The organism is Bradyrhizobium semiaridum, assembly GCF_020329505.1.
Taxonomy (GTDB): domain Bacteria; phylum Pseudomonadota; class Alphaproteobacteria; order Rhizobiales; family Xanthobacteraceae; genus Bradyrhizobium; species Bradyrhizobium semiaridum.
Window position 1 is genome coordinate 125,205 of sequence record NZ_JAGKJJ010000010.1, and the last position, 17,894, is coordinate 143,098.

Consider the following 17,894-nt stretch of genomic DNA (forward strand, 5'->3'; position numbering starts at 1 on the left):
GTCGGCGCGTAGCGCCGGGTGAGGGGGACAGGTCTCCCGTTGGAGCTGTGGTCCGTCACCCGATTTGCTTACGCAAATCGACCTCTCCTCGTCGGGGAGAGGTGGACCGAGCTCGAGGCCACCATCTCGTATCATCCAATATTCCGATCTGCGGAACAGAACGCCGTCTTCGGACCCGGAGGGGGCGTTTGTCGTTCGAAGGCCGCTGGTATTCCTGTTGTGCGGGCCGAAATTAGGTGTACGAAGGCGTCAAGACGCGCCACTATCCGGCGATCTCAAAGGGAGAAAACAATGCGTGAAGCCGTCATCGTTTCCTACGCGCGCACCGGCCTGGCGAAGTCCGGCCGCGGCGGATTCAACATCACCCCGCCGATGTCGCTGGCCGGGCATGCCATCAAGCACGCCGTCGAGCGCGCCGGCGTCGACAAAGATTATGTCGAGGATTGCTATCTCGGCAATTGCGCGCATGGCGCGCCGAACATCGGCCGGCAGGCGGCGCTGCTCGCCGGCCTGCCGAAGACCACCGCCGGCGTCTCGGTGAACCGCTTCTGCTCGTCGGGCCTGCAGACCATCGCGATGGCCGCCAACAGCATTCGTTCCGACGGATCCGACTGCATCGTCGCCGGCGGCGTCGAGAGCATCTCGATCCCCGGCGGCGGCACGCCGAAGGAGTCGATCGATCCCGACCTGCTCAAGACCGCGCCCGACATCTTCATGGCGATGATCGACACAGCCGACATCGTCGCCGAGCGCTACAAGGTGTCTCGCGAATATCAGGACGAGTATTCGCTGGAGTCGCAGCGTCGCATGGCCGCCGCGCAGCAGGCCAACAAGTTCAAGGACGAGATCGTCCCGATGAAGACCAAGATGAAGGTGGTCGACAAGGCAACCAAGGCCGAGTCGATCGTCGACTACGTGGTCGACCGCGACGAGTGCAACCGTCCCGAAACCACGCTGGAAGGTCTCGCCAAGCTCGAGCCGGTGAAGGGCCCGGGCAAGTACATCACCGCCGGCAACGCCAGCCAGCTCTCCGACGGCGCTGCCGCCGTGGTGCTGATGGAAGCCAAGGATGCCGAGAAGCGCGGCCTCAACCCGATGGGCCGCTTCGTGGCCTGGGCCTCGGCCGGCTGCGAGCCCGACGAGATGGGCATCGGCCCGATCTACGCCGTGCCGAAGCTGCTCAAGCGTCAGGGCCTGAAGATCGACGATATCGATCTCTGGGAGCTCAACGAGGCCTTCGCCAGCCAGTGCCTCTATTCGCGCGACCAGCTCGGCATTGATCCCGAGAAGTACAACGTCAACGGCGGCTCGATCGCGATCGGCCATCCCTTCGGCATGACCGGCGCCCGGCTGACCGGTCACCTGTTGCAGGAAGGCCGCCGCCGCAAGGCCAAGTGGGGCGTCGTCACCATGTGCATCGGTGGCGGTCAGGGCGGCGCCGGCCTGTTCGAGATCTACAGCTGAGCGCCTGACGGCCCTGATCGGCTGAAGCAGTTGCGGCCCGGCGGATCACGCCGGGCCGCTTTTCATTGTGGACTATGATGCTCCGGCGTGATCAGCATGAGCCGGCATGCGGCGCTCGCCATTGGTGGCGCGATCACGGTTGCCATTCCCGCGACACCGGTCACGAAGCCCGACGGGATCGCCGCATTCCAGCGCGGCTGGACGCTGACCAGTAAAGCCATCGCGGCGCCACGCGGCGGCCGCGGCGTCGCCTTGCCGGCGCCGCACCGAATCCTCAATCGAACCAGTTCCTTCCTCGCCGCGTCTCACGCACGAGAAGCGGTGCGCCTGCGCAGCCGGCGCATTCCGACATCTCGCGCGATGCGCACTCCGGAGGGATATCATGCGATTGATTGCCAACTATCTCGTGACCACGAGCCTGGTGCTGGTGACGGCGCTGGTCGCAAGCCCGCTGCATGCGGCCGATCTCGATGCGGCGTCGCAGGTCGATGCCGTCACCGTCTATCCCGATGGCGCGAGCGTCACCCGCGTCATCACGCTCGACCTGCCAGCCGGCGACAACACGCTTGTCGCCAGGGATTTCCCTGTTGGGCTCGATCCGTCATCGTTGCGGGTGGAAGGCGATGCCGGCGCGCGGCTCACGATCGGCGCGATCGATGCGCGCCCGCCGCGCCCGGCGCCGCCGGCGAACCTGCCCGAGATCGACAAGCGGATCGAGGCGCTGAAGGATCAGCGCGAGGATCTGCAAGGCATGATCATCTCGGCCGAGGCGCGGCGCAAATTTGCCGAGCGTTTTGCCGAGGCGTCGCCGGTCGGGCTTGGCGAGAAGGGCGAGGCGCGTCCGGTGAGCGAGTGGCGCGCTGCGTTCTCCGCGGTCGGCGACGAGGTCGCGACCGCCGACAACGCGATCCGCGAGGCCAAGCGCAAGCAGCGCGAGCTCGACCGTGAGATCGCGCGGCTCGACGCGGATCGTGCCGCGAGGCCCTCGAGCAAGTTCGAGGTGCGGATCGAGCTTGCCTCCACGGCTGCGACCAAAGCGACGCTGCGCGTGACCTATGCGGTGCGCAACGCCCGTTGGACGCCGCTCTACGATGCCCGTCTCGATACCGGCGCCAAGGACCGCAAGCCCGTGATCGAGCTGGTGCGCCGCGCCGAGATCACCCAGTCGACCGGCGAGGACTGGTCGAACGTCGCGCTCGCCGTCTCCACCGTGCGCGTCGCCCGCGGCGGCAATGCGCCCGATCTCAATTCGCTGCTCGTGCAATATCCGCAAGTGCCGCGGCCGATGGCGGCGGGCCGGGCCTTCGACAGCGTTCAGCAGCGCGCCGTTCCGCTGGCTCCGGCGCCGGAGCTGGCCGAAAACATGGCCAAGCGCGCCGACGAGCGGGAAGCGGTCGCCGACGCCGGCGCCTTCCAGGCCACCTTCAAGATTCCCGGCCGCGTCAGCGTCGCCGCCAATGAAGGCGCAAAGAGCCTGCGCATCGCGACGACGACGATCACTCCGGATCTCGCGATCCGCGCGGTCCCGGTGATCGATCCGACCGCATTCCTGGAAGCAAGCTTCGTGCAGACCGACGATGCGCCGCTGCTGCCGGGGCTGGTCGCGATCTACCGCGACGGCATCTTCGTCGGACGCAGCCGGATGGCGACCGCCGCCAAGGACGAGACCGTGCGGCTCGGCTTCGGCGCCGACGACAAAGTCAAGATCGAGCGCACGGTGCTGAAGCGCAACGAAGGGTCCGCCGGCCTGTTCGTGACGACGTCGAAGACCGACGAGCGCGCGTTCAAGACCATCGTGCGTAACGGCCACGACTTCCCGATCAAGGTCGCGATCCAGGACCAGCTGCCGGTCAGCGAGACCGAAGACATCGTGGTCGAGATGCTGCCGTCGTCGACGCAGCCGACCACCACCAACGTCCGCGACAAGCGCGGTGTGCTGGAATGGGCGTTCGAGGCCAAGCCGGGTGATAGCAGAGACATCAATTTCGGCTGGCGGATGCGTTGGCCGAAAGACAAGGGCGTCGTGATGGTCCCGGCGGGCTGAGCATATGACTTGCGGACGTCACCACACACTCGGTGTCGTCCCGGCCTTTGGGCGATGACAGCGGTGGGTGGGACAAAGCTTCACGCCCTCTTTGGATGACGGTGATGGAATTGTGCGCGGTGCCTTCACCTCGCCCCGCCTGCGGGGAGAGGTCGGATCGCATGAATGCGATCCGGGTGAGGGGGACTCTCCGCGAGTTCGCTGTCACCGCCTTCGCTGAAGCGGCCCCTCACCCCGACCCTCTCCCCGCGAAGGGCGGGGAGAGGGAGCACGCTCACTTCGCCTTCAGGAAATCACTGACCTCGAGCAGCACGAACTCGTCGTCATCGGCCTTGTTGGGGTCGCGGCTCGAGGAGAATGGCAGGTTGTTGTCGTTGCCGACGATGATGTGGGTGTCGTCGACACGATCGACGTTCTCGATGGTGAAGAACGGGAAGGCCAGCACGCCGTCATTGAGCGGCTTCTTCGCCTTCTTGTCGGGATCGCGGATCTTCATCAGGTCGATATAGGCGATCTTGCGCACCGGCTTGCCGACATTGGCATCGGACAGCTCGATCTTGTAGACGCGCTTGAACTTGGCGAGATCGGCGAAGCAGTTCTCGCCGCGCTGGCCTTGCGGGCAGGCCTTGTCGGCGATGCCTTCGCCATTGTCGCGCTCGATGACGAGGCCCTGGGTCGGGTCGATCATGTTGAAATCGCCGATCGCATTGCCGTTCTGCTCGAACACATATTGCCAATAGCGGCCGGTGAACTTCTCCGCGGCGACATCGAATTCGAGGATGCGCGAGGCTTCCTTGCCGTCGACCTTCTCCCAGTCCTTCTTCTCGGCATCCCACAGCGGGCCTTCGAGCAGGCCGTAGAGGAACTTGCCGTCCTTGGAGGCGGCAAAACCCTCATAGCCCTTGGAGCGGCGCAGGTTGACGTTGCTGTAGCTGGCACCGGGCGCGCCGGGCGACTGCACCGCCCAGTGATCCGGCGAGCGCACCGGCTTGCCGTCGGCGATCGTCTCGAACACGGCGAGGATCTTGCCGGTCTTGTCGGCCTTGAGGATGTAGGGCCCGAACTCGTCGCCGATCCAGAACGTGTCGCCGATGATCTGGAATCCTTCGGTGTCGAAGTCTGCGCCGGTGAGGTAGCGCTTGGTCGTATCCTCGTGCACGATGCGGAACGGCACTTTCTTGTCGGGATCGTGCAGGAAGACGGTCTCCTGGCGCTCGATCTTGCCGCTCGTCCAGTCGATCTTGTGGCGGTTGAGGTACAGCATCGAGTCGGCCGAGTTGTAGCGCGAGCCCATGCCGTTGTCGGTGATCACCCAGAACGAGCCGTCCGGCATCACCTTGATGCCGGAATGGCCCTGCAGGGGCTGGCCCTTGAACGGGAGCGAGACGCCGGTCGGCCGCTCGTAGGATTTGCCCATCACGGTGCCGATCGCATCGACGCGCTTGCCGGTGGTGTATTTGCCTGACGTCTTCAGGTCCGCGGGCGCATCCGCCGGCGCCTCGATGAAGCTCTCGGCCGGCATCACGGCATGGCCCGCCAGCGTCGCCGGAAATTCGCCTTCGCCTTGCGCGAACGCGCTGGTTGCGAGCAGGACGGACGCGACGGAGCAGAGCAGTGACAGGCGCATGGTGACCTCCCAATAGAGAAACGATGCGGTGTTCTCCGAGGCGCCTGTTACAGCCGCCTGACAGATTTATGAACGGCAGTGTTTGTCGCGGGATAAGGGTTGCGGCGTTAGGTCGCCGTTGCCATTCAAACCGGCCGCATGGTCTGCGGCAGCAGGAACGGCACGCCTTGGTCGGTGTGCGCGATCACCGCGTCGATCTCGAAGATCTGCCGGATGGTCTCGGCCGTCACCGCCGCTGTACGGTCGCCATCGATGGCGAGCCGGCCGCGATGCAGCAGCAGGACGCGATCGGCGAACCGCATCGCCAGGTTGAGGTCGTGCAGGATCGCGATCACCGCGGTGCCCTGTGCGGCGCGCCGCCGCGCCGTCTCGACGAGGTCGATCTGGTGCCGCAGGTCGAGGCTCGATGTCGGCTCGTCCAGCAGCACGAGCCCAGGCCCGTGCCGGGCCTCGCCGCAGGCGAGCTGCACCAGCACGCGGGCGAAATGCGCGCGCTGCTGTTCGCCGCCGGACAGCGTCGGCAGCTGCCGGAAACGGAACTGCGTCAGCCCGACCTCGTCGAGCGCGGCCTCCACCAGCCCACGCGCCACGGCCCGCGGACTCTCGCCGGCGCCCATGGTGACGATCTCCTCGACCGTGAACGGGAAGGTGACGTTGACATGCTGCGACAGCATCGCGCGGTGCTGCGCCAGCTCGCGCGGCCGATAGGCGTGCAGGTCACGCTGCTTGAGCCGGATCATGCCGCGCGACGGCCGGAGATCGCCGGACAACATCCGCAGCAAGGTCGATTTGCCGGCACCGTTGGGGCCGACGATCGCGACCATCTCGCCGGCGCTGATCTCGAGCGACACGTCATCGACCAGCGTCGCGCGGCCGACCGCCATCGACACCGACTGCGCCGCGAGCAGGGCGCTCATAGCGACACCAGACCGCGCTGGCGCAACAGCATGGCAAGGAAGAACGGTGCGCCGATCGCGGCGGTCAAGATGCCGATCGGCATTTCCGCGGGCGCGACGATGGTGCGCGCCACCGTATCGGCACCAACCAGCAGCACGGCGCCTGATATCGCCGAGGCCGGCAGCAGCAGGCGATGCCCCGGCCCGATCACCAGCCGCAGCAAATGCGGCACCACGATGCCGACGAAGCTGATCACGCCGCAGATCGAGACGGCGACGCCGATCATCGCCGATACCAGCACGATCGAGATCCGCTTCAGCTGCTCGACATCCACGCCGCTATGAAATGCCTCGGCCTCGCCGAGCACCAGCACGTCCAGCCCGCGCGCGACCGAGTGGCAGGCGATCAGAGCAATCACGAGCACAGGTGCCAAGGTCGTCAGCTTGCTCCAGGTCGCGCCGCTCAGCGAGCCCAGCAGCCAGAAGGTGATGTCGCGGAGCTGGCGGTCGTCGGCGACGAACACCAATAGCCCGATGCCGGCATTGGCGATCGCGGCGAGCGCGAGGCCGCCGAGCAGGAAGATCGCGATCGAGGTCCGCCCGCCGCGGCTGGCGATGGCGTAGAGGACGATGGTCGTCACCAGCGACCCCGCGAACGCCGCGACCGGCAGCAATTGGTGCTGCATGAAATACAGGCTCGCGCCGAAGCGGCTATCGGTGAACACGATCGCGGCCGCCGCGGCAAAGGCGCCGCCCGAGGAGACGCCGACCAGCGCGGGATCGGCCAGCGGGTTGCGGAACAGGCCCTGCATGATCGCGCCCGACGTCGCGAGCAGCGCGCCGACCATCGCGGCGGCGGCGATCCGCGGGATGCGGATCGACCACACGACGAGCTGGTCGCGGGCCTGCAGCGGGCCGGCGGTGCCATCGGCCCACAGCCCGAGCGCGGCCGGAAGCCGCGCCAGCGGAATGCCGGCGGCGCCGACTGTCAGCGCGATCAGTGCGGCGCCGGCGAGCGCGGCGAGCAGGCAGAGGATGGTGAGTGTCGCGGCCGGCCGCAGCGATGTGCCGCCGCGGTCTTGATCGGCGCGCGCAGGACGCTCGGCCACCGCGCTCATTGCCGACAATTCGCGGTCGACGCCGCCGGCCTGAAGCTCTCGGCCTGCGGTGCCAGCGCCGGATAGAGCCTGATCGAGAGATCGCGCGCGGCGGCGGCGGTGCGCGGCCCGAAGCCGAGCAGATAGAGTCCTTCCATCGAGATGAAGGCCTTGTTGGCCGCGACCGGCGTCAGCGCAAAGGCCGGATGCGCGAACACCGCATCGGCGTTGGGCGAATCCTTGCCGCGCTCGATCGACAGCACGACGTCCGGCTTGGCGGCCACGATCGCCTCGTCGTTGACCGGCTTGTAGCCGTCATAGCCGTCGATCGCGTTGATGCCGCCGGCGAGCTGGATGATCTCGTCCGCCGCGGTCTTGTGGCCCGCCGCGAGGGCGCGGCCATTCACCATCGACATCACGAACATCACGCGCACCGGCTTCGTCACCTTGGCGCGCAATACACGCAATTGCGCAAGATCGGCTTCCACCGCGGCGGAGAGGCAGGCGGCGCGCGGATCGGCGCCCATCGCGTGACCGACCAGCCTGATCTTCTCGACCAGCCCAGCCTCGGAGAACGTCTCGGGCACCAGCACCAGCGGCACCTTGGCCGCTTCGAGCACGTCCATAGTCTCCTTCGGGCCGGAGCCCTGCACCGCCAGCACCAGCGACGGGTGGAGGCCGAGCACGCCCTCGGGCGACAGCTGGCGCATGTAGCCGACGTCGGGTTTTTCGCGCAGCGCCGACGGCGGATAGAGGCTGGTCGCATCGACGCCGGCGATGCGATCCTCGAAGCCGAGCGCATAGAGGATCTCGGTGATCGCGCCGCCGATCGAGACGATCCGCGCAGGATTGTCGATCACGACGTCGCGGTCGCGTGCGTCATGCACCGTGATGCCCTCGGCGCTGGCTGTCGCCGCGGGCAGCAGAAGAGCGAGCAGAGCGAGCGTGCGACAAATTGTCATCGATGCGGTCACTTGGTCAGGATCAGCTTGTTCTGCGAGGTCAGCCGCAGCCGGTAGGTCTCCTCGCCATGCACGATGATGATCTCGCGCTCGGAGGAAAACAGCTCGCGGCTGTCGAGACGATTCCCGCGCATGATGAGCATCTTGCCTGTCTCGGAAGGGGTCTCCGCCTGGGTGCCGGCCACGCCGATCTTGTCTCCGGAAGGTGCCGACATTGTGCTGGTGCTGCGCCTCGAGAATTTCAAATGTTTCCTGTTTGTATAAGTGGGCCAAGCCGCATTCCAACAGGTGCATTTTACAATCGATATAAACAGCGCCGCCGCATTCTTGACCGCTTTGTTGCCGGGACGTAACCAATCATGACGATGCGGGCGGGGTTGCCGGGCATCGTAACGCGTTAGCCAGCAAGCCGCTCGAGCCAGCAAGCTCGCCTGAGCGCACGCCAGCCAAACCAGAACAAGCGATCATCGGGCTGGGCTTATGGCTGACGGGGCTAGGTATTCGCGCGCCCTGATTTTGGGCGCGTCAGTGTTTTCATTTGCGGCAACGCTGCCGGAGGGCAGCCGCGCACAGACCGCGGATTCATCCGCGGCGCGTCCGGCGGCCGAACGGCCGAAGCAGGCCAAGCGCAAACCGAAGCCGCAACCTGTGCAGCAGGCCGCCTCGCCGGTGATGAATGCGCGTGCGCAGATTGGCGCGGTGCCGGTGCAGTCGCTCGACACCATCACGGTCGTGGCATCGAAGACCGAGGAGCGCGCGATCGATGCGCTGGCGCCGGTCAGCACGGTGACCCTGGAGAAGATCCAGGGGCTGCAGCCGAACCGCACCTCCGACATCTTCTACAGCGTGCCCGGCGTCGCGTTCCAGGAGCGCGGCGACGATCCGTCGACCGTGATCAACATCCGCGGCCTGCAGGATTTCGGCCGCGTCGCGGTCGTGGTCGACGGCGCGCGGCAGAACTATCAGCGCACCGGCCACAACGCCAACGGCTCGTTCTTCCTCGATCCCGAGCTGATCGGCGGCGTCGACGTGGTGCGCGGTCCGACCGCGAACATCTACGGCTCCGGCGCAATCGGCGGCGTGGTTGCGTTCCGCACCAAGGACATCGACGACGTGCTGCGTCCCGGCGAGCGCTGGGGCGTCGACATGAGCGGATCCTACGGCACCAACAAGGACCGCGGCATGGGCTCGGTGTTCGGCGGCGTGCGCGCCGATCCCGATGTCGACGTGTTCGGCGGCGCGGTCTATCGCACCCAATCCAACTACAAGGACGGCGACGGCACCGAGATCGGCAACACCGGCAACGACATCACCGCCGGCCTGATGAAGGTGACGATCCGCCCGGCCGAAGGCCACGAGTTCAAGATCGGCGGCATCTTCCAGGATTATCAGTACAATATCGGCCAGCCGAACCGCGGCCCGACCACCACGGCGGCGCCGCTGGCGGCGATCGCCGGCTCCTCGGTCTATGCCTCCGATGCCAAGAACTACACCGGCACGCTGAGCTGGAAATACGCCAAGCCCGACGACATGCTGTTCGACTGGAACATCTCGGTCTACGGCAACCGCATCGATAACGACCAGGTCAAGACCTACAACAACCGCATCACCACCGGCGGCGGCGTCTGCACGCTGGCCAATCCCGGCAACAACATCTCCGGCTGCGTCGGCGACAAGCGCGGCTACTCGCTCGACACCGTCGGCCTCGACGTCAACAACACCTCGCGCTTCAACTTCGGCGACTGGCGCAACGCCGTGACCTACGGCTTCGATACGTTCCGCGACGATGTCGAGACTTTCGATCAACGCGGCAACTCCAACATCACGACGCCGGGCGGTCAGCGCACGGTGTCGGGCGGCTTCGTGCAGTTGAAGCAGAATTACTCGACCTGGCTCGAGATCGTCAGCGCGGTTCGCTACGACCGCTATGAGCTCACCTCGATCAAGACCTCGACCGACGGCGACCGGCTGTCGCCGAAGATCACGGCCGGCGTCACGCCGGTGGCGGGCTTCACGCCCTATGTGAGTTACGCCGAAGGCTACCGCGCGCCGTCGATCACCGAGACGCTGATCGCCGGCGGCCACGCCACTGGCGGCGGCCCGGCGCTGTTCAACTGTCCGGACGGCACCAGCGGCCTGTTCTGCTTCCTGCCGAATCCGGCGCTGCGGCCCGAGGTCGGCAAGAACAAGGAAGCCGGCGTCAATCTGAAGTATGACGGCATCTTCTCCGCGAGCGACTCGTTCCGCGGCAAGATCAATGTGTTCCGCAACGATGTCGACGGCTATATCGATCTCGTCGCCTCGGCACCGACCAGGACGCCGTTCGGCTCGTTCAGCCAGTTCTACCAGTATCAGAACATCGCCCACGCCCGCATCGAGGGCTTTGAGCTCGAGACGATGTATGACGCGGGCGATTGGTTCCTCGGCGTCGCCGGCCATCTGATGCGCGGCAAGAACACTCAGACCAATGTCGGGCTCGCCACCATCACACCGCGCAAGGTGACGACCACGGCCGGCGTGCGGCTGCTCGACCGCACACTGATCCTCTCGATGCAATGGGCCTCGTTCGGCGCCAACAACGATCTGCCGGCGGGCTACGTGCCCTCGACCGCTTACGATCTCGTCAATCTCTATCTGACCTGGAACGCCACCAAGGACATCACCTTCACGGCGTCGGTCGATAACCTCCTGAACCAGTATTACCGGCCTTATGCGATCCCGGGCTCCTCGACCGACGGCCAGACGCAGAACGACGTGCTGTTTTCGAGCCCCGGTCCGGGAACCGTCTACAAGGCCGGGCTGAAGATTCACCTAGGTGGAGCGTAACGCGACGAGCCGATCATTCCATCCAAGTTGCTCCGGCCGCGCTGGTGCCCCCAGCGCGGCCTTGGCGCGTTCGTGCTATCAACGAGACCAGCCGGCAGGACCGCCATCGGGCGCCCGCCGCCAAACAGGAGAAGCTATTCATGTTCATCGCTATGAACCGGTTCCAGGTGATCAAGGGCAAGGAGGACGCGTTCGAAACGGTCTGGCGGACGCGCGAATCCTATCTCGGCGATCTGCCCGGTTTCATCGAGTTTCATCTGGTGAAGGGCCCCGAGGCCGAGGACCACACGCTCTATGCGACGCACACGGTGTGGGCCAGCAGAACCGCGTTCGAGGACTGGACCAAGTCGGAGGCGTTCCGCCGCGCCCATTCCCGCGCCGGCAACGAGACCGGCGGCAGCCTCTATCTCGGTCATCCCCGGTTCGAAGGCTTCGAGGTGCTGATCACCGAGCGGGCGAAGAGCGCCGCGGCGTGACGGAGGCGTCGATGCTGAACGCCGAGTTCGCCGAACTAAAGGCCTATATGGCCGACAATCCCGGCGCGGTCATCGAGGACGTCGCGCGCGAACGCAAGGTGACGCCGCGCGCGGTACTCGAAGCATTGCCCGAGAGCATGGTGCGGATCGGCGGCAGCGAGTTCGCGGCCGCGATGGGCGACATCGCGGAGTGGGGCGAGGTGACGCTGATCGTGCACACCGATGACGCGATCTTCGAGTTCACCGGCAGCATTCCCAAGGGCGAGGTCGGCCGCGGCTATTTCAACCTGATGCAGCCGAAGGGCCTGCATGGCCACCTCCGCCACGAACGCTGCGCGGCGATCGCATTCGTCGAGCGGCTCTTCATGGGAAAGGTGTCGGCGTTCATCGCCTTCCTCAATGTCGATGGCGGCATCATGTTCAAGGTGTTCGTCGGCCGCGACGAGACCCGCGCGCTGCGCGGCGACCAGCTGGTGCGCTTCCATGCGCTGGCGGATCGTCTCACGCCGAAGGCGGGCTGAGTCTTCTCCCTCTCCCCGCAAGCGGGGCGAGGTGACACGGGCGCGTGGAGGCAAATATGCGTGGCAGGACATTCGACGGGGGAAGTAGGCTATCGATCGCGATCGCCTCGTTCGCGATAACATCGTTTCCAACCGCCTGCCTCGCTGCATCGGACACCGCGCTTCTGCCGCGCAACCTGTCGCCCTGGGGTATGTTCCAGAGCGCCGACATCGTCGTGAAGGCGGTGATGATCGGGCTCGCCATTGCCTCGCTGGTCACCTGGACGGTGTGGCTTGCCAAGACCATCGAGATCCGCCGCAAGAGCGCGCTGGCCCGGCAGCGGATCGGCCTGCTCGCGCGCGACACGCGGCTGGCCGAGGTCGAGCAGGCGAGCCGCGAGGCCAGCGATGCGGTGGCACAGATCATCCAGTCGGCGGCGCGCGAGGCAGCGCTCTCCGGCGGCGTCTTCGACGACGGCTTCAAGGAGCGCATCGCGCTGCGGCTGGAGCGGGTCGAGGCGGCGATGTCGCGGCAGATCGCGCGCGGCACCGGCGTGCTCGCCACCATCGGCGCGACCGCGCCGTTCGTCGGCCTGTTCGGCACGGTCTGGGGCATCATGAATTCCTTCATCGGCATCTCGGAGGCCCACACCACCAGTCTGGCGGTGGTGGCGCCCGGCATCGCCGAGGCGCTGCTGGCGACCGCGCTCGGCCTGGTCGCCGCGATCCCGGCGGTCGTGATCTACAATCACTTGACGCGCGCGATCGCGGCCTACCGGGCGCTGCTCGGCGACGCGTCGGCCATGGTGATGCTGCAGGTCAGCCGCGAGGGCGACCGCAACCCGTTCCGCCTGGCGCGGGCCGCGGAGTAGGCGATGGCCGCGAAGCTCGGCTCGAGCGGTGCACTCGGCGGGCGGCGGCGCGCCGATGACGATCTCGTCGAGGCGCATGAGATCAACGTCACGCCGTTCATCGACGTGATGCTGGTGCTGCTGATCATCTTCATGGTGGCCGCGCCGCTCGCTACCGTCGATCTCGGTGTCGATCTGCCGGCCTCGACGGCCGAGCCGCAGCCGCGGCCGGACAAACCGGTGTTCGTCACCGTGAAGCCTGACCTATCGGTCGCTGTCGGTGAAGATGTGATCGCGCGCGACGCACTGATCTCGGCTCTGGATGGCGCCACGCAGGGCAGGAAGGACGAGCGCATCTTCCTGCGCGCCGACAAGGCGGTCAGCTATGGCGAGTTGATGGAGGTGATGAACCTGTTGCGCAACGCCGGCTATCTCAAGATCGCGCTGGTCGGCCTCGACGGCGGAAGCTGATCGCGATGAGTGCTTACGCGCTTCATGTATCGAGCGAGGACATCTGGCTGCTGCGCTGGTGCCTGTCGGCGGTTGCGATCCTTGCAGCGCATGCCGCGGTGCTCGCGCTCGGCATGCACTGGGTCACCGTGCCGCCGCCCGGCGTCGCAGTACCGGCAGTGCTGGTCGACCTGGCGCCGGCCACGTCTTCGCCGGAGATCTCGCCGATGGAGGTGCCGCCGGGTCCGGCGATGCAGGAGGCGGACGCGTCTCCGCCGGAGCCTGCCGCCGCCCAGCCGGTACAGGAGATCGCGCCGACGCCGCTCCAGGAGAAGCCCGAGGTCGTGGCGCCGCCGGAGCAGAAACAGCAGGCGGAGCCGCCGAAGCCGGAGCCTTCAAAGGTCATTCCCGAGCGGAAGCCGGAGCCGGTCAAGCCCAAGGTGGTCCGCCGCGACGCCAGGAAGCCGTCCGAGGCGACGCCGGCGCCGCGCACCAGTGCGCCGAGCCGGGCCGAACGCCAGGCGCCGGTCACGTCCGCGATCAGTGCCGGCGCGTCTGCCTCGGCGCTGGCGGCCTACAATGCGCGGGTTCGCGCGCATCTGATGCGATTCCAGTCCTATCCTCCCGAGGGCCGTGGCCAGCGCGGCGTGGTGCGGCTGACATTCTCGCTCGGCCGCGGCGGGCAGGTGCTGTCGAGCCGGGTCGGCGGCTCCTCCGGCAATCCAGCGTTCGACGCCCGCGCGATGGCGATGGTGCGCCAGGCCCAGCCGTTTCCCCCGATCCCGCCGGAGGTCGCGCAGGGCGCGATCGGCTTCACCGTGCCGGTCGCATTCGTGCCGCGGTAGTTCTCCGCGGCATTCCCGTCATTGCGAGTTCGGTCCATGCCGCCGCGCATGTGGCGGAGTGGATTGCTTCGCTTCGCCCGCAATGACGTGGATAGGGTCGGCGCACCTTATTTATCACCGTCACCCTGAGAGGGTGTGAAGCTTTGTCCCACCCACGCTGTCATCGCGCCCGGCCTGTGCGCAATTGCGCACATGGATCGGGCGATGACACCGAGTAAATTGAGCAAACCCACCCGTCACACCCTCTCAGGACGATGGGGCGAGAATGAGCGCGCTTCGACCAAATGAAGGCGCACCGCGCTTACTCCTTCACGGCGCCCGTCAGCGACGACACGTAATAGTCGACGAACAGCGAGTAGAACAGCGCGACCGGCAGCGAGCCGAGCAGGGAGCCGGCCATCAGCGCCCCCCACTGGTAGACGTCGCCGGTGATCAGCTCGGTGACGATTGCGACCGGCACCGTCTTGTTGGCGCCGCTCTGGATGAAGGCGAGGGCGTAGATGAACTCGTTCCACGACAGCGTGAAGGAGAAGATGCCGGCCGAGATCAGGCCGGGTACCGCCAGCGGCAACGTGATCCGGCGCAGGATCTGCAGCCGCGTCGCGCCGTCGACCAGCGCGCATTCCTCGAGCTCATAGGGGATCGACTTGAAATAGCCGATCAGCAGCCAGGTGCAGAACGGCACCAGGAAGGTCGGATAGACCAGGATCAGCGCCAGCGGGGAATCGAACAGGCCGAACTGCACGATCACGGTCGCAAGCGGGATGAACAGGATCGATGGCGGCACCAGGTAGGCGAGGTAGATGCCAAGGCCGACATAGGGACTGCCGCGGAAGCGCAGCCGCTCGATCGCATAGGCGGCTAGAGTCGAGGCGAACAGCGACAGGAACGTCGAGCAGATCGCCACCATCATCGTGGTCTTCAGCCAGCGCGGGTACGAGGTCTCGAACAGCAGATGCTTGATATGCAGGAGCGTCGGCGAGGTGATCCAGAACGGATTGTGCTCCTTGTAGTTCAGCAGCTCCGCGTTCGGTTTGAACGAGGTGACCGCCATCCAGTAGAACGGGAACAGCAGGATCACGATGAAGCAGGCGAGCGGCAGATAGATCATCACCACGCGCCGCGCGCGGGAATCCCACGCCATCGTGTCGGGCGTGGCGCTGGCAACGTTGCTGTTGCCCGGTGAGGCGGTGACGTCAGTCATTGGCTTCTCCCTGCTGCCATTTGCGGCGCGCGAGGCCGAAGTAGCTGAACAACGTCGCGAACACCAGGAACGGGATCATCGACACCGCAATCGCCGCGCCTTCGCCGAGCTCGCCGCCGGCGATGCCGCGCTGGAACGCCAATGTCGCCAGCAGGTGGGTCGAGTTGACCGGGCCGCCGCGGGTGATGGCGTAGACCAGCTGGAAATCGGTGAAGGTGAAGATGATCGAGAACGTCATCACGATGGCGAGGATCGGCATCATCATCGGGAAGGTGATGTAGCGGAAGCGCTGCCACGACGTGGCGCCGTCGAGCATCGCGGCCTCGTAGAGCGAGGGCGAGATGGTCTGCAGCCCCGCCAACAGCGAGATCGCCACGAACGGGATGCCGCGCCAGATATTGGCGACGATCAGCGAGAACCGCGCCGGCCAGGGCGAGCCGAGAAAGTCGACATTGCTGTCCCGGAGATGCAGCACGTCGACCAAGAGATAAGAGATGATCGAGAACTGCGGATCGTAGATCCACCAGAACGCCAACGCCGACAGCACCGTCGGCACGATCCACGGCAGCAGCACGATGGCGCGGACCAGGCTCTTGAGCGGGAAATGATTGTTGAGCAGCAGCGCCAGCCAGAAACCGAGCGCGAATTTCCCGAAGGTCGCAACCGCGGTGTAGAAGATCGAGTAGAACACCGCGTTCCACCACAAGGGATCCTTGAGCAGGTACTGGAAGTTCTCCAGCCCGATGAAGATGCCGCGCTGGCCGATCGTGGTGTCGGTGAAGGCGAGCCAGACGCCAAGGCCGAGCGGATAGGTCAGGAACACCGCGAGCAGGCCGATCGCGGGCGCAAGGCACATCGCGATCAGAAACGGCTTGTAGTCGAACAGCCGTACCAGCCAGTTCGGCTGGCGCTGCGCGTAGGTGCGGGACGATATTGTTGTTACGGACATTGAATGCTCGCCGTTTCGACATTGCGGGGAGCCAACGGGTCCGGCCTTGGCCGGCCCGATGATGAACTCCGCAGACGAAGCAATCCATTTCTTCCTTGTGGCGCGATGGATTGGTTCGTGGAGCCTCTCATCGGGCGGCGCTGCGCGCCGACCCGTTGGCTGGCAATGACGGTTGATCTCATTCCGCAGTTCAATGAACGTTGCCTACCGGCCTTGCCGCCGGAAGTACCGCTTGGCGCGCTGCTCGGCTTCGGCTGCCGCGGCTTCCGGCGTAGCGGCATCGGTCGCCACTGAGGCGCACATCTGCACCAGCACGTAGTCGGCGTTGACGGCGCCGGTCGCGGTCGAGATTGGGCCCTTGTAGCCGTTGTAGTAAGGGCTCCGCATCGTGTCCTTGAACAGCTTGACCTTGGGGTCGCCGGACCACACCGCCGCGTCGGCATAGGCCGCCAGCGGCTGCGACCAGTAGCCGGAGTTGGCGTTCAGCCACGGCTCGTACTGTTCGTGCTCCAGCATGAACTGCAGGAACGCCTTTGCCGCATTGGGATACTGCGAGTGCTTGAACACCATCGCGTTCAGGGTGAGGCCCGACATCGGCGAGGTCGAGGCCAGTCCCTTCGGCAGCAGCTGATGTTCGGTATCGTCGGCGATCGCCTTGGTTGCGGGATCGTTCTTCAGCGAGAAGTAGAGCGAAACGCCATTGGCAGTCAGGCCGATCTCCTGCGAGGAGTAGGCGCGGTTGTTGGAGACGTCGTTCCAGGACGGCGTGCCGGCGATGAAGGTCGGATACAGCTCCTTCAGATACTTCAGCGCGGCGATGGTCTCCTTGCTGTTGATGATGATGTTGCCTTCCTCATCGAGCAGCGCGGCGTTGTGCGACCACAACAGCCAGTTGGCGAAGCCGTTGCCGTCGCCGACGGCGTTGCCGAGCGCAAAGCCCGCGGGTTTGCCGGCGGCCTTCAGCTTCTTGCAGAGCTCGAGGATGCCGGCGTGATCTTCCGGCACCTTGTCGTAGCCGGCCGCCTGCACGATCGACTTGCGATAGACCAGCGGGCCGCCCGAGGCGCCGAACGGCAAGCCGACCCAGCTCTTGGACTTCGAGCGCATGCCGTAGCGCTGCGCCAGCGCGAGCCAGCCGCCATAGCGTTTGCCGAGATAGTCGGCGACATCGGTCAACTCGATCAGCTTGTCGATATAGATGTGCGGAGCGTCGCCGAATCCGATGATGATGTCGGGCCCGGCGCCGGAGTTCGAGGTCACCGCAGTCTGCTGGTTGATGTCTTCCCAGCCGACGAAATCGACCTTGATCTCGACGCCGGTCTTGTCGGTGAACTTCTTGGCATTGGCGCGGAACACGTCTTCGTCGGCCTGGACGAAGCGCACCGGGCGCAGCATGCGCAGGGACGCGCCTTTTTCGATCGGCAGCGACGGCGCGGCGGCGTCGGCCGCCTTCACCTTCGACGCCTCCTGCGCCGAAGCGCCGGTTGCGGCCAGCGCCGCGGCAGACAGACCCAGCGCCAACGCATCACGACGGGTGAGGTCGTTCCTCATTCATTCCTCCATTTTCTTGTTACCTTCCCGGCGTTGCTCGCCGGTGAAGGGCTCTTTGGCAGTCTTGTATCCTCGCAGCTCGTATCCTGGCAGTCCTGCTGCGTCTTCGTCACGCGAACCAACCCGCATCAATGCGGGACAGGCTCGTGCTC

18 protein-coding genes are annotated in these 17,894 nt (G+C 65.9%); 9 read left to right on the forward strand and 9 right to left on the reverse strand.

Going from position 1 to position 17,894, the window contains the following annotated elements:
* Positions 1 to 291 precede the first annotated feature (291 nt).
* On the forward strand, positions 292 to 1,464 hold the full coding sequence (locus tag J6500_RS14605; protein ID WP_225713399.1) for a thiolase family protein: 1,173 nt from the start codon (positions 292 to 294) through the stop codon (positions 1,462 to 1,464).
* A 62-nt stretch (positions 1,465 to 1,526) separates the two neighbouring features.
* Here J6500_RS14605 and J6500_RS14610 read toward each other — a convergent pair whose 3' ends face one another.
* Positions 1,527 to 1,742, reverse strand: coding sequence for a hypothetical protein (locus J6500_RS14610; RefSeq protein WP_225713400.1), 216 nt, complete (start codon positions 1,740 to 1,742; stop codon positions 1,527 to 1,529).
* A 104-nt stretch (positions 1,743 to 1,846) separates the two neighbouring features.
* On the opposite strand from J6500_RS14610, the gene J6500_RS14615 reads away from it, so the two are divergent.
* Positions 1,847 to 3,508, forward strand: a complete 1,662-nt coding sequence (locus J6500_RS14615) for a mucoidy inhibitor MuiA family protein (protein ID WP_225713401.1) — start codon at positions 1,847 to 1,849, stop codon at positions 3,506 to 3,508.
* 274 nt (positions 3,509 to 3,782) lie between these two features.
* On the opposite strand, the gene J6500_RS14620 is transcribed toward J6500_RS14615, so the two are convergent.
* The 5 genes from J6500_RS14620 to hemP form a co-directional block, all read right to left on the reverse strand.
* Complete coding sequence (locus J6500_RS14620) at positions 3,783 to 5,135, reverse strand: esterase-like activity of phytase family protein (protein ID WP_225713402.1); 1,353 nt, start codon at positions 5,133 to 5,135, stop codon at positions 3,783 to 3,785.
* Positions 5,136 to 5,260: 125 nt separating this feature from the next.
* A complete protein-coding gene (locus J6500_RS14625) occupies positions 5,261 to 6,052 on the reverse strand; it encodes a heme ABC transporter ATP-binding protein (protein ID WP_225713403.1) in 792 nt (263 codons plus the stop codon).
* Positions 6,049 to 7,149 carry a FecCD family ABC transporter permease gene (locus J6500_RS14630; protein WP_225713404.1) on the reverse strand — a complete coding sequence of 367 codons (1,101 nt, stop codon included), beginning with the start codon at positions 7,147 to 7,149 and terminating at the stop codon, positions 6,049 to 6,051. Before J6500_RS14630 ends, J6500_RS14625 begins: the two co-directional genes overlap by 4 nt.
* Positions 7,146 to 8,090 carry a heme/hemin ABC transporter substrate-binding protein gene (locus J6500_RS14635; RefSeq protein WP_225713405.1) on the reverse strand — a complete coding sequence of 315 codons (945 nt, stop codon included), beginning with the start codon at positions 8,088 to 8,090 and terminating at the stop codon, positions 7,146 to 7,148. The genes J6500_RS14630 and J6500_RS14635 overlap by 4 nt, the downstream gene beginning before the upstream one ends.
* Before the next feature lie 8 nt (positions 8,091 to 8,098).
* Entirely contained in the window at positions 8,099 to 8,275 is a 177-nt protein-coding gene (hemP, locus tag J6500_RS14640; RefSeq protein WP_225713488.1) for a hemin uptake protein HemP, read from the reverse strand.
* On the opposite strand from hemP, the gene J6500_RS32095 reads away from it, so the two are divergent.
* From J6500_RS32095 to J6500_RS14670, 7 genes are all read left to right on the forward strand, one after another.
* Positions 8,223 to 8,354, forward strand: a complete 132-nt coding sequence (locus J6500_RS32095; RefSeq protein WP_312018217.1) for a hypothetical protein — start codon at positions 8,223 to 8,225, stop codon at positions 8,352 to 8,354. The genes hemP and J6500_RS32095 overlap by 53 nt on opposite strands.
* A 216-nt stretch (positions 8,355 to 8,570) precedes the next feature.
* Positions 8,571 to 10,916, forward strand: coding sequence for a TonB-dependent hemoglobin/transferrin/lactoferrin family receptor (locus J6500_RS14645; protein WP_225713406.1), 2,346 nt, complete (start codon positions 8,571 to 8,573; stop codon positions 10,914 to 10,916).
* A 140-nt stretch (positions 10,917 to 11,056) separates the two neighbouring features.
* The gene (gene hmuQ, locus J6500_RS14650) at positions 11,057 to 11,392 is read left to right on the forward strand and encodes a heme-degrading protein HmuQ (RefSeq protein WP_225713407.1); all 336 of its coding nucleotides are present in this window, start codon (positions 11,057 to 11,059) and stop codon (positions 11,390 to 11,392) included.
* An 11-nt stretch (positions 11,393 to 11,403) separates the two neighbouring features.
* On the forward strand, positions 11,404 to 11,913 hold the full coding sequence (gene hutX / locus J6500_RS14655) for a heme utilization cystosolic carrier protein HutX (RefSeq protein WP_225713408.1): 510 nt from the start codon (positions 11,404 to 11,406) through the stop codon (positions 11,911 to 11,913).
* A 56-nt stretch (positions 11,914 to 11,969) separates the two neighbouring features.
* Positions 11,970 to 12,764, forward strand: coding sequence for a tonB-system energizer ExbB (exbB, locus tag J6500_RS14660; RefSeq protein WP_225713409.1), 795 nt, complete (start codon positions 11,970 to 11,972; stop codon positions 12,762 to 12,764).
* A gap of 3 nt (positions 12,765 to 12,767) precedes the next feature.
* Positions 12,768 to 13,214, forward strand: coding sequence for a TonB system transport protein ExbD (exbD, locus tag J6500_RS14665; protein WP_225713410.1), 447 nt, complete (start codon positions 12,768 to 12,770; stop codon positions 13,212 to 13,214).
* Complete coding sequence (locus tag J6500_RS14670) at positions 13,214 to 14,038, forward strand: energy transducer TonB family protein (protein WP_512699711.1); 825 nt, start codon at positions 13,214 to 13,216, stop codon at positions 14,036 to 14,038. The genes exbD and J6500_RS14670 overlap by 1 nt, the downstream gene beginning before the upstream one ends.
* Positions 14,039 to 14,339: 301 nt before the next feature.
* Here the strand turns inward: J6500_RS14670 and J6500_RS14675 are convergent, their stop codons facing one another.
* The 3 genes from J6500_RS14675 to J6500_RS14685 form a co-directional block, all read right to left on the reverse strand.
* Complete coding sequence (locus J6500_RS14675) at positions 14,340 to 15,182, reverse strand: carbohydrate ABC transporter permease (protein ID WP_376707807.1); 843 nt, start codon at positions 15,180 to 15,182, stop codon at positions 14,340 to 14,342.
* A gap of 52 nt (positions 15,183 to 15,234) precedes the next feature.
* Positions 15,235 to 16,191 carry a carbohydrate ABC transporter permease gene (locus tag J6500_RS14680; RefSeq protein ID WP_225713413.1) on the reverse strand — a complete coding sequence of 319 codons (957 nt, stop codon included), beginning with the start codon at positions 16,189 to 16,191 and terminating at the stop codon, positions 15,235 to 15,237.
* A 204-nt stretch (positions 16,192 to 16,395) separates the two neighbouring features.
* Entirely contained in the window at positions 16,396 to 17,742 is a 1,347-nt protein-coding gene (locus tag J6500_RS14685) for an ABC transporter substrate-binding protein (RefSeq protein ID WP_225713414.1), read from the reverse strand.
* Positions 17,743 to 17,894: the final 152 nt, after the last annotated feature.

Bases quoted from the DNA above. Each gene is read 5' to 3' on its own strand.
- J6500_RS14605 (WP_225713399.1), top strand. From the start codon at position 292: ATGCGTGAAGCCGTCATCGTTTCCTACGCGCGCACCGGCCTGGCGAAG.
- J6500_RS14615 (WP_225713401.1), top strand. From the start codon at position 1,847: ATGCGATTGATTGCCAACTATCTCGTGACCACGAGCCTGGTGCTGGTG.
- J6500_RS14620 (WP_225713402.1), bottom strand. From the start codon at position 5,135: ATGCGCCTGTCACTGCTCTGCTCCGTCGCGTCCGTCCTGCTCGCAACC.
- J6500_RS14625 (WP_225713403.1), bottom strand. From the start codon at position 6,052: ATGAGCGCCCTGCTCGCGGCGCAGTCGGTGTCGATGGCGGTCGGCCGC.
- J6500_RS14630 (WP_225713404.1), bottom strand. From the start codon at position 7,149: ATGAGCGCGGTGGCCGAGCGTCCTGCGCGCGCCGATCAAGACCGCGGC.
- J6500_RS14635 (WP_225713405.1), bottom strand. From the start codon at position 8,090: ATGACAATTTGTCGCACGCTCGCTCTGCTCGCTCTTCTGCTGCCCGCG.
- J6500_RS32095 (WP_312018217.1), top strand. From the start codon at position 8,223: ATGATGAGCATCTTGCCTGTCTCGGAAGGGGTCTCCGCCTGGGTGCCG.
- J6500_RS14645 (WP_225713406.1), top strand. From the start codon at position 8,571: ATGGCTGACGGGGCTAGGTATTCGCGCGCCCTGATTTTGGGCGCGTCA.
- hmuQ (WP_225713407.1), top strand. From the start codon at position 11,057: ATGTTCATCGCTATGAACCGGTTCCAGGTGATCAAGGGCAAGGAGGAC.
- hutX (WP_225713408.1), top strand. From the start codon at position 11,404: ATGCTGAACGCCGAGTTCGCCGAACTAAAGGCCTATATGGCCGACAAT.
- exbB (WP_225713409.1), top strand. From the start codon at position 11,970: ATGCGTGGCAGGACATTCGACGGGGGAAGTAGGCTATCGATCGCGATC.
- exbD (WP_225713410.1), top strand. From the start codon at position 12,768: ATGGCCGCGAAGCTCGGCTCGAGCGGTGCACTCGGCGGGCGGCGGCGC.
- J6500_RS14675 (WP_376707807.1), bottom strand. From the start codon at position 15,182: ATGGCGTGGGATTCCCGCGCGCGGCGCGTGGTGATGATCTATCTGCCG.
- J6500_RS14680 (WP_225713413.1), bottom strand. From the start codon at position 16,191: ATGTCCGTAACAACAATATCGTCCCGCACCTACGCGCAGCGCCAGCCG.
- J6500_RS14685 (WP_225713414.1), bottom strand. From the start codon at position 17,742: ATGAGGAACGACCTCACCCGTCGTGATGCGTTGGCGCTGGGTCTGTCT.